Origin of the sequence: Bacillus sp. (in: firmicutes) (assembly GCF_031983925.1) — a bacterium.
Taxonomy (GTDB): Bacteria; Bacillota; Bacilli; order Bacillales; family Bacillaceae_G; genus Bacillus_A; species Bacillus_A pacificus.
The window spans coordinates 1-12,445 of record NZ_DALYZR010000009.1 but is presented as its reverse complement, the minus strand read 5'-3'; the positions used below and the strand labels follow the sequence as shown (position 1 = coordinate 12,445).

The following is a 12,445-nucleotide window of genomic DNA, read 5'->3' as shown; positions in this document are numbered from 1 at the left end:
CTTACACGCGAACCGGTAGAATTAACTGCAGATTAGAGTGAGTTGTATCCTCTGCTCCCACTACAACGATAGGTCTCTGATTACTAATCATTTTTATCGCGATTGTTTCAGAAGTTATCGTTTGTAGTGCTTGCAGCAGATATTCCACATTACAAGCCAATGTAAATGCTTCTACTTGATTACATGGAATTTCTACACTTGCAGTACCTACTTGAGAATTTTGTGGTTTAAGATGGATGCTTTCTTTTCCTTCTGACGTAAGTACGATTAAGGAAGAAAATGCTGAAAGCTGCTCCAACGTGTTTTTAAATTCTTCACGTGATAGTTGTATTTCACTTTTAAATTCGCCGGGTACCATACGTGCCGTATCAGGATATGTACCAGCTAATAATCTAGACTGATAAATAATACTTTCGCCACGGATCAACAGCTGTGTATCACTAATTAGCTTTAATTGTAAATTTGTTTCACGATTAAAGAGCTTAAGAGCTGTTTTAAGAGACTTAATCGGTAACACGACTCCACCATCTTTTGCGATAGTGATCTTTGTACAATCAAAATGTAAACGGGCTAAACGGTGAGCATCAGTTGCTATACTAAAGAACTTATCATCAACTGATTTTAAGTTCACACCTGTTAGGATTTTACGTGTATCCATTGCAGGAATAGCATGTAATGTTCCGTTGGCCATTGATACAAATTGTTCTTGTGAAAGTGAAATCCAGTCTTCCCCTGCTTCAATTTTAATTTCAGGATATTCTTCGTGATCCATGGTACAAAAGCTAAATTGTTTCTTCTTACTTTCTACGATTTTTAGCTCATTGTTTTTATGTTCAAGACCGATGAATTCACTTTTGAATTTCTTAATTGTTTTAAGTACCGGAGCAGCTGCAAAAAGCACCTTCCCCGGTTCAGTACAATCCCCACTGTTTACGTTAAAGCGAGTTACTAATGTTACTGTTTCTGTACCGTCTGACCCCATTAGAATCATTCCCTTTGAATTACAATCCAATAAAACACCTTGTAATGCAGGCATTGGGTTTTTAACGTCTACAGTAGCACTAGCTTTCTCTAATTTTTCGATAAATAATGTACGGTTAATAGTAAATTGCATAATAAATCCCTCCAAAAAGTAATAAAAAAAGAACAGACCTCATATCCTGTTCATTCGTTTTCCTGCTATAAAACAAAGGTTTACGCGCTTTGTTGTTTTTTTAACTGTTCTATAAGTTGATGAATGGCTTCTGTATGATCATGAAGTAACCATTCTCTAAAGGACGTAACATCACCAGGAATAAGAGCTGATAACCACCGGTTAAGCTGTTTCTCATTTCCAGGACGAATATTCTTCGCTTCGTGAATCAACTGTAAACTAGTTAGCATTCCTTCTAAACCACCAATCGTCGTATCCTCAAAGGTTCTTGCTTGTGCGTTATAATTGTGATTATAGGCAAGTAGAATCTCCTTGGATGTAATACTTAATGGTTTTGCAAGCTCTTGTATGTTTTGAATTAATACTCCTAGACTTACTTGGCCATTCGATGGTTCCTTCTTTGAACTTCCTTGTTTATGTTTTTGTTGTAACATAGTAGGTGGTGTGAAATGGTACCCTTTCTTTTGATAAGAAACATAGATACTATTTGGACCATTGCTACGTGTAGAAAGTTCTACTTTTATAGGTTTTACATTATAATACCGATAGGTAAGCCAATTCTTCAGCATTACCTGTTAAGAGTGGCTTTTCCCCCGGTCCACACCGTACGTGAGACTTTCACCTCATACGGCGCTCCATCTAATAATCAAATAGCATGAATTTTGTTCCTGAATCGTTTCAGTTTATTAATTTCCTTATTATTCAAGATGCTGCTCATATCAACTTCATTGTGTATTGCCTTGTGAATTTCCTTATCTACACAGGCTAGATTTGGCAGCTTATTGACTTCTTCTAACGGGAGATTAGGATTAATGTGATGAACATGCAGGTTGTGCTTCCCAAGTGGGACTCCTGTAATTCTACATTTTCCTCTATCTCTGTTGAACGCATATCCTCTATTCATAAAGTACTCAAAATTGTATCGGGGTGAATTCACAAGTTTTTTCCTGACTTTCTCAAGGAGAGAGAGGCTTGTAATTTCATCTAGTCTGACACTGAACTCCTTTGTTCCCTTTCTTCGCTCGATTAATTTACGTCCCGAAGGAGAGTATGGAGTTTCATTTTGAACCTTTTGTTTATATAGGTTTTCGTTCATCTTGGTTAGGTTTAAATGCATAATGCCAATGTAGCCAACTTCGGTTTTAATAGCTAAAGTCTTTTGTGTCCGTTTAGGGTATTTGTCCGCAAGGTTAATACACTTGTTGATAGGATGTAAGACCCCACCACGCCTAGATAGAAGATTAAAAGTCTTTTTTCTTAACTTATAACCTTCTCTATCCATTATGGGAGATTCGGTGGCATATGAATAATAATTTATTAATCCTCTAACCTTTGAGTTATAGGCTAAGATTAGCTGTGCATTACTCAGTTTATCGTGGCTTAATCTTTTGCCGAGAGAAGTGAGTGTGGCTCTGAGTTCTTTTACTTTTCTTTTAATCTTCTTATCAGAAGGAGTTATTTGGCTGATATATCTTGTCTTTTTATCCTTCTTCTTTTTTCCTTTTACACCTTTTAAGACTACCTTGTATTTGAAGCCAAGAAATTCTATTGGCTTATGCCTGATGTTGGTTATTCTTGTTTTCTCTTCGGATAGTTCAAGTTTAAGTTCTTTCTGAAGAAAATTCTTGATAACAGTCTTCCATCTATAAGCATGGGATTTGTTATTAGTGACTAGAACCCAGTCATCAGCATATCTGATTAGATAGCCTGGCTTAAGGTTAGAAGATTTTAAACCTCGTAATTTATGATCGTGTTTCGAATACTCATGTCTGGTTGTAAATTCTTCAAATTGCTTGGCAACCCATTTGTCGAAGGAATGTAAGTATACATTTGCTAAGAGGGGGCTTAATATGCCACCTTGGGGTGTACCATTGTCATTTCTAATGATATTTTTGAAGATTCCAGCTTTGAGGAATTCCGTTATTAGGCACAATATTCGTCTATCTTTGATTCCCATGCTCCATAGTTTTTTTATAAGAATCCTATGGTTTACTTTGTCGAAGAATTGACGAATATCACCTTCTACGATCCAGTGATACCCAGTGTTATGAACAAGGACTTTTACTCTTTCCAACGCATGATAGGTAGTTCTTTCTGGTCGAAACCCAAAGCTGTATTTGAAGAATTGTGCTTCGAGTACAGGCTCTAAGACTTGCTTCATCATTTGTTGAATTATCCGGTCTTCTATGGTTGGAATACCGAGAGGTCGTTGTCCGCCATTAGCCTTTGGAATAAACACACGTTTTATTAGGTGCGCCTTGAAATTTGTGAGTCTACCACGAATTAACTCGATAAGTTTTTCTTCGGATAGTCTGAGGTAGTCTTGGATTGTTTTTCCGTCTACCCCTGGAGTCATGGAGCCTTTATTGCTTTTTAGCGAGTGTATCGCAGTGACAATATTAGGTTTTGACATCGCAATTTCAAGGAGAGATGTGTGTTTGATTCTCGTCTTTTTTTCCATATGCTCTTTTGTTTTTGAGTACAGCTTGTCTAATGTTCTCTTTAATTCTGTTTCTGATTCAAGAGTATTTTCTAGTTTTCGCACCAAATTGCATCATCTCTTTTGCTGAGATTTTGCTCTAAGGTTTAGTCGGTTACTGTTACACATTCCTAGAATAATTTTGCCTTTGCATGATTATTAGACTTGGGCCCTTCCCTCTAGTTATATTACATAACCTTCTTTGGTACTATGACCCTACTGCCATTGGTGTTAAGGAACTTCAGTATTGTATGTGTAATACCTTATATCCACGAACCGATAATTAACCATCGTATGACGTTCTCACCAACTTCAACTGTTCCACATGTTTTAGCCTTACATATAGCCTTAGGACTCACCTTTATGCCGTCAGTTACTAATGAACTAATCGTAATTTGATTCATTAGATGAATAGGGTATAGTCCCTATCCGCAGATTTGATATACCTTATTATCATTTCCACAACTGAAAAGGTATGGTTTTACCTCCTCCATATTTCTAAGGAACGGATAGTATCGACACGTACATTCAGTGATTCGCCAGAATCTATGATTCATTCTATCCATAGCTATTTTATGGCGTCCCGATTACTTTTCTTACCATGTTCCCTGAGGAATTTAGGTTCGATTTTCACCGCCTTCAACGGGCTCATAACAATGATAGGGTTCTCTATTATTGCTATCCGTAGTATTAGACCTTTTCAAGAGTTTACGATGTTCTTGCAAGACTTACTTCCGAGTCTTGATAGTCAAACATGCAGTTAGAACATTTTATAGTTCCCTCGCTTTTATATAGTGTGTTTCCACAACTTTTTGTGCGAGAACAGTTCACACAAGGTATCTTCCCACGCCCCAAAGTACAGCAGCTCTTTTTAAACTATTCGAAAAGCCACCTTTTACAGAACTGTAGTCAGATTCTTCACTTCCATCCTCTTTTGATATCCAACGTTCATTCAAAAACACTGATATGGTACATTTCGTTGCCTTCTCACCCCATTTTTCATAAGACACTTGCCATTTATCAATACCAAAGACTTCATCAAATCGGTCCTGAATGGCGCGTGCGTCAACAAATGGAGCTACATACGCAAAAAAACGACCTTGGCTTTCAAATGTATGTGTAATTTTCCAACCTAATTGTTCGAACGGAAATTCAGCTTGTAAACTTTCCATTATATTCGTCATAATAATCCTCCTGTATTACTTGTTATTTCGAATCTGGGTGTTACCACTCTTTCTTTCGAAGTTCATCAATCATTTCACATATAATTCCTCTGTTTTCATGAAGCAGCCAATCCTCATAGGAAGTAATATCTTTTCCTGACTGAATGGATAGACGCTTATTCAAATCCTCTATACTTTTACAACTGATATTCCTTGCTGCATAAATGAGACTTAAACTTACTTTCAAATCTCTTAAATCAGAAATGGTAATATCCTTAAATGTCGTAGCTTTCGTATTGAAGTTTTGATTGTGCGCTTGCAACATTGATAAAGAACTGATCCATAAAGGATTAGCTAGTTCTTTAATTTCTTTAATAATGTCATGTAAATGAGCATCATTTTGTAATTTCCCTTGTGATTTTTCCATGGCTAAATTCATGATGTTTCCCCCTAATTAATAAAATAATTGCCTAAAGTGCTGGCTATACAATAACTCCAAACTTGAAGACAACACAAAAAGGGCTTCTTCAAGTCGATTAAAAATGTGCATAGCAAAATAAGCTATAAATACACTAATCGGCTCAAAGAAGCCCTTTCATAAATGAAACAAGACGCAACTTGCTTCTACAACTCAACCACAACACAAAAAAGGTGTGGGAATAAACGGAATCAATTAAATAATAAATATATCTGTATATTAAACTATCTTTATTTTTAATGCAAGTAAAAAAGAGTGAAACAACCGTATCACTCTTTCATCCATAGTATATTATTTGCTCCAAAACTCATTATAATACCAAGCTCGATAAGAAACATGTTCTGAAACATCCATTATTTTCATACGTCTTCTATGATTTTTAGGGTGAACAGGTATACTATATACCTTCGCATCGTCTGGTTTCATCATATCTTCTACTTCAATTTTTACAACTTTTAGATGGTATGGCATACGACCATTGCTAAAAATATCCCCTACACAAATTGTCCAAAGACTTGTTTCTATTTCAGTTACACTATTCATTTTATATTCTCCTCTATAAATTAATAAAAAAGACACTGAACAAATACGTCCAATGTCTTTTTTCCCTCTTATATACTAGTTAACTCAAAGTATAATTTTTCTGGTTTTCCATACATGTTAATTTCATTTTGATATACGACAGCTAATTGCTGAGACATCTCAATGCTTTCCACATAGGATAATGAAGCGGCTGCTTCTATTTTTTCTTTAATCTCATTAGGAATGGCTGAGTAAGATAAGCTATCCATTTTACTTCCTAATTTAGTATCTGTAGCAGCTTCATAATAAATTTCGGTAATTAGGACCTTATTATCATCTGGATCATACATATATCCTCGGTTAACTGTAATCATATTGTAGTGCTCCTCTCAGGTTTACATTTTCTAATTCCTTGTGCTTTTAGCATTGCAACAAGTTCCTTACCTATATATAAATCCCATATTTTCTATAGTTGCATTCCATTCTATATCTACTGTACTATGTCTCTTTTATGAAATGTTCTTAAAAACGGAGAGTTCAGAAATTCTTAACAAAAGTAGGATATGATAAACCCTTGGATTTGGTTGAAATTTCTTACCGCTTTTATTATTCGACATTCTCTAAATTAGCTTTTTTACAGTGTAATAGCATAGGCCCAGGAGCCTTTTTCAAACCTGAATGTATCAAGATCTTTATCTATACGATAGAAAACATTCGGTTCATGCTCTGAAACTACTGCAAAATACATATAGACTGTCCCTTTACCTAAATATTCGATTCTCTCAATTGACAAAGAGAACATATCCCTCATAAGTTGTTTACAATATAAAATCTCTCTTAATTCTTTTTCAACATTCATAATATACACCTACTTTATTAAATTTATGGTAGTAAATTTGCTATAACACATGGGAAATTTACAATCTTTTGACGATGATAGATTTCTTCTACGGTGTCATAGATTGCTATATGTCCATAATCTACCTTTACTCGCTCATGCAAATCTAATCGTTTTATATTAACGTACTCTACTTCACCATAATCACTTTGCGCTTCCATTAAATAAAATCCTACTGCTTCATATGGACTATTGGCTGCAATAAGTGCTATAGCTTGATTTTCCCCGTAACTAACCTTATAAAATTTCATTAATAGTTCCCCTCCCCAAATAGAAAAAAGCACCTTAAAATTGTGCTTTAGTCACTCTTATTATTCGTTTAGCCTAAATGGTCTAATACAAGTATTTCCTAACTTAAAGACAACACAAAAAGGGCTTCTTTAAGTCGATTAAAAATGTGCATAGCAAAATAAGCTATATATACACTAATCGGCTCAAAGAAGCCCTTTCACAAATGAAACAAGACGCAACTTGCTTCTACAACTCAACCACAACACAAAAAAGGTGTGGGAATAAACGGAATCAATTAAACAATAAATATAGTTATATATTAATCTATTTTTATATCATATTCAATTGTTTTAAGGGAACAAAAATAAGAAGGGAATTTATATATAGTTGTTTTATGTACTATATAATAATGCCCCTGTTTCAACGTTTATAAATCCCCTCTTATTTCAGTTCTTGTTGTTACTTCATGTACTGCATTTCAAAATAGAGTTTTTCTGGTTTTTGATTTTGGTCTAAATAACAAAGTATTTCTGGAATGGTTTGTTCTTCTACTTCCATACTTTCCATATAAGACATACTTTCGTTTTCTTGAACTTTTTTAAAAATGGAAGTAGGGAGTTTTTCTGCAGCAAACACACCCATTTTGCTTCCTAACTTTTGTTCGGATGCAGCGTTGTAGAAAATTTCGTTTACAATGACCTCATTATCATCTGGATCATACATGTACCCTCGTTGTATACGTAGCAATGTGTTACCCCTTTCAAATATATTCCTTTACACGAATGATTATATTTGTATATATTGTTTTTCTGCATAAAGGTGTCAAAGAATATTATTTCGTAAAATCCGTAATTTGTATAGGGGCAGATACAGGATAATTAATTTTCTTAAGTTGTTTTTAATGAGAAGATTGTTTGCAACCGATTTGAAATGGTAATTATGAAGTTTGTTTTTTTTATATTTGTATATGTTAAAATAATGAATTAAAATAATATTTTATGTAAATATAGGAGGATTTATGAAATTATACAAAATTATTACTGCTATTATGTGTTTTGTAGTATTAGCAGCGTGTTCAGTATCTAAAGAAGAATATATTGAAGCAATAGCAAAGGTAGGACATGAATCTGGTGAAGAGATGGAGAAGGCGAGTGACAAATCTCTATCATTTAATGAGAGAAAAGAACATGCTGAAAAAGCTATTTCCCTCATTAATAAAATTCAAAAAATAAATGCTCCTTCTGAATTTAAAGAAGCACATGAAGACTATAAAAAATACTCTAAAATGTTAATTAATGAAATTAATAAAATGCCAGAATTAACTAGTAAATCAACCAATATGTTTGATAACACTAGCGAAAAAGATTTAGATGAAATGTCTAACTACTCAAATTCCTTCGAGGAAAAATTAGGTGAAAATGCACGAAACCAACTTCATGAAAAAAATAGAGATTATAGACGTATTACTAAAGAAGAATATATATCGATTGTCTCTAAGGAATTAAAAGCATTTCTTGCTTGCTTTAAAGATGATAAACCATTTGCGAAAGATAAAAAATCTGTACAAGCTCTTATGAGACAAGCCCAGGAGCATCTTGATAAAGTGTTAACTGCAATTCCGCCTAAAGAATTAGAAGAAGAAGAAAAAATATTTAGAAAAGCTGGGGCAAAATTATGGGAAGCTACAGATATACTTTATTTTGATCCTACTATGGAAGAAGAAGATACACTAGATAAGTTTAATAGTCTATATGACGAGGGTATACAGTTACATAATGAATTTATGGAAAAACTACTTAAAAAGGTTTAGCCTACATTACGAAATTCTAAAGCTTATATAAGAAAACTAGCCACCCCTTAAGAGTGCAGGGGTGGCTTAGTTTGTTATGAATAACTTTGTATTTAATTGTTTAATCTCCCCTTCTGCAAGGGGCTCATAAAATGCATGTTGCAATCCTTGTATGTGCAAGGTTTCTCCTATACATAACAATACTTTACCAGGAAGCAGGTCGAGTAATAGTTCATTATTAATTTTCTTTGCTTGGTTTTCAGTAGAAACATATATAACTAAGACTGTAGGATTGTTTCCTAAATCTTGCATAATAACATCTTTTCCTGACTCTACGAAATCTTTCCATCGAGCAATAATTCGTTTTAAACGATCCTTTTTATCTGTTAATAGGGAGGAGTATACAACGAAATTAAATTTATGATTTACTCCGCCTTGCACTGCAAAACTTAAAGGAGGGGTAAAAACCCCTTTACTAATAGATGGATGCATGATATGCCCTAAAAACGATGGAGCATAACGTAGATGGCAGATTAAATCTATATCGTGCCAATAACGTAGGTGAACATATTTACCGTGATTATCAATTCGTTCTGGAGCAAAGAAGAACATATTTCCCTGCCAGTATTTTAAAAATTTGTAACCATTGTCGGATAACGTATATGTTTCTTCAAAGATCTCCATATCAAAACTCTCCACTTGCCATTTTTCAATTAGACGGTAGTAAAGTAATCCTTGAAGTGCATCATTTATTTTCTTACGTGAATATTTATCCTTAAATAAATATAATAAATGATTAAATCGAACAGATGTATGAACACCAATGAAAGCAAGTACGGTATACTGTTCTTCTGTTAAACGCTGCTTAAACTTAACCAATTCGTCAAAAGAATGGAATACATAGGTTTTATCCAGTTCATGTATTCGATATATTTTAAGTCCCTGTACATCCTCACTTGATAAATGAGGAATAGAAGGGACATAAGTAGGCAATTGTTTCTCTATTGTACGCATAGTCATCCATTAAAATTGGAAAATTGACGAATTAGTTTTTTTACTTTGTCCCTGCGGATAATTTAGGATACGCACTGTACCTTTTCTATTTTTGGCGTCGATATTAAGCAGCTCACATGTAACAATCGTTTGATTTTTCGCATCTTCTACAGTTGGATTGGCAAGATTACGGCTCTTGAGTCCTTTAAACTGAATTCCTGGTGCAACCTCTACGAAAATACCCGCAATAGCGTCTACCCCTACAATTTTACCTACAAATCGGTCACGGCGTTTCTTTAGTTCTAACAATTTTTCAATTGGATCTGTTTCTAGTTTCTTTTTATTTCCTCTAAATTCATAACGGCCATTCTTTTCCCCTACTTTATCGATGATAAGTTCTACAACATCACCAATGACAATATCCTCCGGACGGACGAATGTATAGGACCAGTGTGAGTACCGTACACCTATTGTTACACCGTGTACTTCAACTAAGACTGTTTGTGCAGATGGGATATGTCCTGAAACGGTTCCTGTGTATACCTTGTTGCCCTCTTGCGCTGTCACTTCTTCATATAATCTTTTTTGAAGTGCCAATTCTCCTGCAGTGATAGATACAACAGCAAAGTTGCCTTCCTCCGTTTTTTGGAAGTGTTCAATGATTAAAGGCTTGGTTCTACCAACTAGCCATTGAGGATTTTTAGGAACATTTATACCTGCCTCTGTAATGGGGCAATATGCTGTTGTATGAGTACCAATTTGCATTGTAAGTACTTGTATACGCTCAGACTTTCCGTTTTTAGTTGGGAATAGCTTTTCAGATACGACTGTAATCAAGCCTTTTCCTACAGTACGCTCACGTTTCATACGGGCTAATTCCTCTAGTTCATGATCACGTACTCGCTCAAATTGATTAAAGTTTGTTTCTAGCACTGTGTCACCTTGTAGGTTCTCTGCTTCAAAAGCCATTCCAAGTTCTTCTACAGTTTGAGTGTTTGTCTTATCTTCTGCCATTATATTTTCCTCCTAGAACGTAAAAAAGGACACACCTGTACCGTTGGGATGGTACGTAAGGTGTGTCCTTCACGTAAATTATGGTTTATTTATATAGTTGTTAATACAAATATAATGGTATTTCTACTCAAATGCAAGAATAATTTTAAAATCATAAGTTTGCTATAGGTTAAATCAAAATCTAGAATGCAGCCTTACTAGGGGGACCGCTAGTATTTCGGAAAAAACACGCTAAGAGTATGCATAATTTTATACAATTTTTCGAGTAATTCAGTAACAAACGAGAACCCTAAAACCGCACCAAGATAGGAATGTATAAAAAATTGAATAGATCCATAGAACAAAAAAAAGCGGACTCCCTGTGAGAGTAAGGGCCCGCTTTTTTCCTCTCTACCAATAATGATGCGTTATGTTAACTGTACTTGTATACAATATACAAAACAAAAATACTTTTTTAGATGCAAACACATATAAGATATCTAAAGTTATAGATGAACAAAATGTACTATTGAAGAATATATAAAATATATATCAAATATATATCAAATATAGTACAAGCCTATTCATTACATCCTTAGTAAAAATAAAATTTTATGGCTTTTGGAGGAAAACATATGCCCAAAAAAGTTCTCTTGTTTACAGATTTGGGAATTGATGATGTGTTTGCTATTCTGTACACCTTTTTTCGTAAGGATATCCAACTTGTGGGGATTGTAGCGGATTATGGAAATGTATCGAGAGAGAATGCTATAAAAAATATTAACTATTTGAAGTATATTTCGGGAAGAAAAGAGATACCCGTATTTCTCGGTGCTTCTGTACCTTTAACAGGTATATTGGTTCAATATTTTCCTGAAGTACATGGAAAAGTAGGACTAGGACCTATCATTCCACCTGAAATCCCTTATCCAATTTATCCCATAAATGATATTTACAAAATTATAAACTCAAATTTAGACGATCTTACAATTATCAATTTGGGAAGACTTTCATCATTGGCTACGTCATTTATTTTGAATTTAGAAGCAATGCGGAATGTGAAAGAATACATTTGCATGGGTGGAGCCTTTTTTTACCCCGGAAACGTGACTGCTGTGGCTGAAGCTAACTTTTACGCAGACCCTTATGCAGCAAACTTAATTCTGCAGCATGCGAAGAATTTGACAATTATTCCATTAAACGTCACCCAACACGCGATTGTTACACCTGAAATGGTTCAACAAATTGATGCATTTCACCGGAATACACAAGACCTTGCAGGACTCATCATCAAACCTATGTTAGACTACTACTATAATTTCTACTCTAAATCGAATCCTGGCATAGGAGGAAGCCCTATGCATGATTTTGTAACAATATGGTATTTGTTGAATCCAGATGCAGTTCGTCTGTCAAAAGTGCCCATCAAAGTAATTCCCGATCAAGGAGAAGGATTTGGTCAAAGTATCGCAGACTTTCGTTTTGTGACAAATCCAGGTTATAAAACACATAATATCGCTTTTCAGTTCAATTATGAAAGATTTAAGAGAGATATTATGGAAACATTTTTAAGGAAAAGACTATAGCATATCCTAAGTAAAGATAAAAATACATATTTAAAAAAGAATTATTTATAGTTGGATGTATTGTAGTTGCTATGAGTTTACTAAAATAGAACTTCCTATATCGAGAATTATGGTGCGACAAGAAGTCGCATTCCCACAGGGTAGCTTCTGCTACTAGATT

At 34.5% G+C, this 12,445-nt stretch carries 13 protein-coding genes and 1 pseudogene; 2 read left to right on the top strand and 12 right to left on the bottom strand.

Annotated features, from left to right (window positions below):
* Position 1: 1 nt before the first annotated feature.
* From dnaN to RTP99_RS21030, 10 genes and pseudogenes are all read right to left on the bottom strand, one after another.
* Entirely contained in the window at positions 2-1,114 is a 1,113-nt protein-coding gene (gene dnaN, locus RTP99_RS21075; RefSeq protein ID WP_046647669.1) for a DNA polymerase III subunit beta, read from the bottom strand.
* A gap of 80 nt (positions 1,115-1,194) precedes the next feature.
* The gene (locus RTP99_RS21070) at positions 1,195-1,722 is read right to left on the bottom strand and encodes a hypothetical protein (RefSeq protein WP_046647670.1); all 528 of its coding nucleotides are present in this window, start codon (positions 1,720-1,722) and stop codon (positions 1,195-1,197) included.
* Positions 1,723-1,799: 77 nt separating this feature from the next.
* The gene (gene ltrA, locus RTP99_RS21065) at positions 1,800-3,698 is read right to left on the bottom strand and encodes a group II intron reverse transcriptase/maturase (RefSeq protein ID WP_002019929.1); all 1,899 of its coding nucleotides are present in this window, start codon (positions 3,696-3,698) and stop codon (positions 1,800-1,802) included.
* 767 nt (positions 3,699-4,465) lie between these two features.
* A pseudogene (locus RTP99_RS21060) lies at positions 4,466-4,816 on the bottom strand (Rad52/Rad22 family DNA repair protein); the annotation flags it as partial.
* A gap of 40 nt (positions 4,817-4,856) precedes the next feature.
* Positions 4,857-5,234, bottom strand: a complete 378-nt coding sequence (locus tag RTP99_RS21055; RefSeq protein WP_046647673.1) for a hypothetical protein — start codon at positions 5,232-5,234, stop codon at positions 4,857-4,859.
* A 330-nt stretch (positions 5,235-5,564) separates the two neighbouring features.
* Positions 5,565-5,816, bottom strand: a complete 252-nt coding sequence (locus tag RTP99_RS21050; RefSeq protein WP_046647675.1) for a hypothetical protein — start codon at positions 5,814-5,816, stop codon at positions 5,565-5,567.
* Between the two features lie 68 nt (positions 5,817-5,884).
* On the bottom strand, positions 5,885-6,169 hold the full coding sequence (locus RTP99_RS21045) for a hypothetical protein (RefSeq protein WP_046647677.1): 285 nt from the start codon (positions 6,167-6,169) through the stop codon (positions 5,885-5,887).
* Between the two features lie 260 nt (positions 6,170-6,429).
* Positions 6,430-6,654, bottom strand: a complete 225-nt coding sequence (locus RTP99_RS21040; RefSeq protein WP_046647679.1) for a hypothetical protein — start codon at positions 6,652-6,654, stop codon at positions 6,430-6,432.
* Positions 6,655-6,677: 23 nt separating this feature from the next.
* A complete protein-coding gene (locus tag RTP99_RS21035; RefSeq protein WP_001996153.1) occupies positions 6,678-6,944 on the bottom strand; it encodes a hypothetical protein in 267 nt (88 codons plus the stop codon).
* Positions 6,945-7,383: 439 nt separating this feature from the next.
* Positions 7,384-7,647 carry a hypothetical protein gene (locus RTP99_RS21030; RefSeq protein ID WP_001996246.1) on the bottom strand — a complete coding sequence of 88 codons (264 nt, stop codon included), beginning with the start codon at positions 7,645-7,647 and terminating at the stop codon, positions 7,384-7,386.
* Positions 7,648-7,942: 295 nt separating this feature from the next.
* Here RTP99_RS21030 and RTP99_RS21025 point away from each other — a divergent pair, with 295 nt between their 5' ends.
* Complete coding sequence (locus RTP99_RS21025) at positions 7,943-8,734, top strand: hypothetical protein (RefSeq protein ID WP_046647683.1); 792 nt, start codon at positions 7,943-7,945, stop codon at positions 8,732-8,734.
* Between the two features lie 66 nt (positions 8,735-8,800).
* Here the strand turns inward: RTP99_RS21025 and RTP99_RS21020 are convergent, their stop codons facing one another.
* Positions 8,801-9,727 carry a hypothetical protein gene (locus RTP99_RS21020; protein ID WP_046647685.1) on the bottom strand — a complete coding sequence of 309 codons (927 nt, stop codon included), beginning with the start codon at positions 9,725-9,727 and terminating at the stop codon, positions 8,801-8,803.
* A gap of 9 nt (positions 9,728-9,736) precedes the next feature.
* Positions 9,737-10,720, bottom strand: coding sequence for a hypothetical protein (locus RTP99_RS21015; protein WP_000796697.1), 984 nt, complete (start codon positions 10,718-10,720; stop codon positions 9,737-9,739).
* A gap of 614 nt (positions 10,721-11,334) precedes the next feature.
* On the opposite strand from RTP99_RS21015, the gene RTP99_RS21010 reads away from it, so the two are divergent.
* Positions 11,335-12,285: a nucleoside hydrolase gene (locus RTP99_RS21010; RefSeq protein ID WP_001125083.1), complete on the top strand. Its 951-nt coding sequence runs from the start codon at positions 11,335-11,337 to the stop codon at positions 12,283-12,285.
* Positions 12,286-12,445 lie beyond the last annotated feature (160 nt).

What these genes read in the sequence shown, in the direction of transcription:
- dnaN (WP_046647669.1), bottom strand. Translation starts at nt 1,114, where the DNA reads ATGCAATTTACTATTAACCGTACATTATTTATCGAAAAATTAGAGAAA.
- RTP99_RS21070 (WP_046647670.1), bottom strand. Translation starts at nt 1,722, where the DNA reads ATGCTGAAGAATTGGCTTACCTATCGGTATTATAATGTAAAACCTATA.
- RTP99_RS21055 (WP_046647673.1), bottom strand. Translation starts at nt 5,234, where the DNA reads ATGAATTTAGCCATGGAAAAATCACAAGGGAAATTACAAAATGATGCT.
- RTP99_RS21050 (WP_046647675.1), bottom strand. Translation starts at nt 5,816, where the DNA reads ATGAATAGTGTAACTGAAATAGAAACAAGTCTTTGGACAATTTGTGTA.
- RTP99_RS21045 (WP_046647677.1), bottom strand. Translation starts at nt 6,169, where the DNA reads ATGATTACAGTTAACCGAGGATATATGTATGATCCAGATGATAATAAG.
- RTP99_RS21040 (WP_046647679.1), bottom strand. Translation starts at nt 6,654, where the DNA reads ATGAATGTTGAAAAAGAATTAAGAGAGATTTTATATTGTAAACAACTT.
- RTP99_RS21035 (WP_001996153.1), bottom strand. Translation starts at nt 6,944, where the DNA reads ATGAAATTTTATAAGGTTAGTTACGGGGAAAATCAAGCTATAGCACTT.
- RTP99_RS21030 (WP_001996246.1), bottom strand. Translation starts at nt 7,647, where the DNA reads ATGTATGATCCAGATGATAATGAGGTCATTGTAAACGAAATTTTCTAC.
- RTP99_RS21025 (WP_046647683.1), top strand. Translation starts at nt 7,943, where the DNA reads ATGAAATTATACAAAATTATTACTGCTATTATGTGTTTTGTAGTATTA.
- RTP99_RS21020 (WP_046647685.1), bottom strand. Translation starts at nt 9,727, where the DNA reads ATGCGTACAATAGAGAAACAATTGCCTACTTATGTCCCTTCTATTCCT.
- RTP99_RS21015 (WP_000796697.1), bottom strand. Translation starts at nt 10,720, where the DNA reads ATGGCAGAAGATAAGACAAACACTCAAACTGTAGAAGAACTTGGAATG.
- RTP99_RS21010 (WP_001125083.1), top strand. Translation starts at nt 11,335, where the DNA reads ATGCCCAAAAAAGTTCTCTTGTTTACAGATTTGGGAATTGATGATGTG.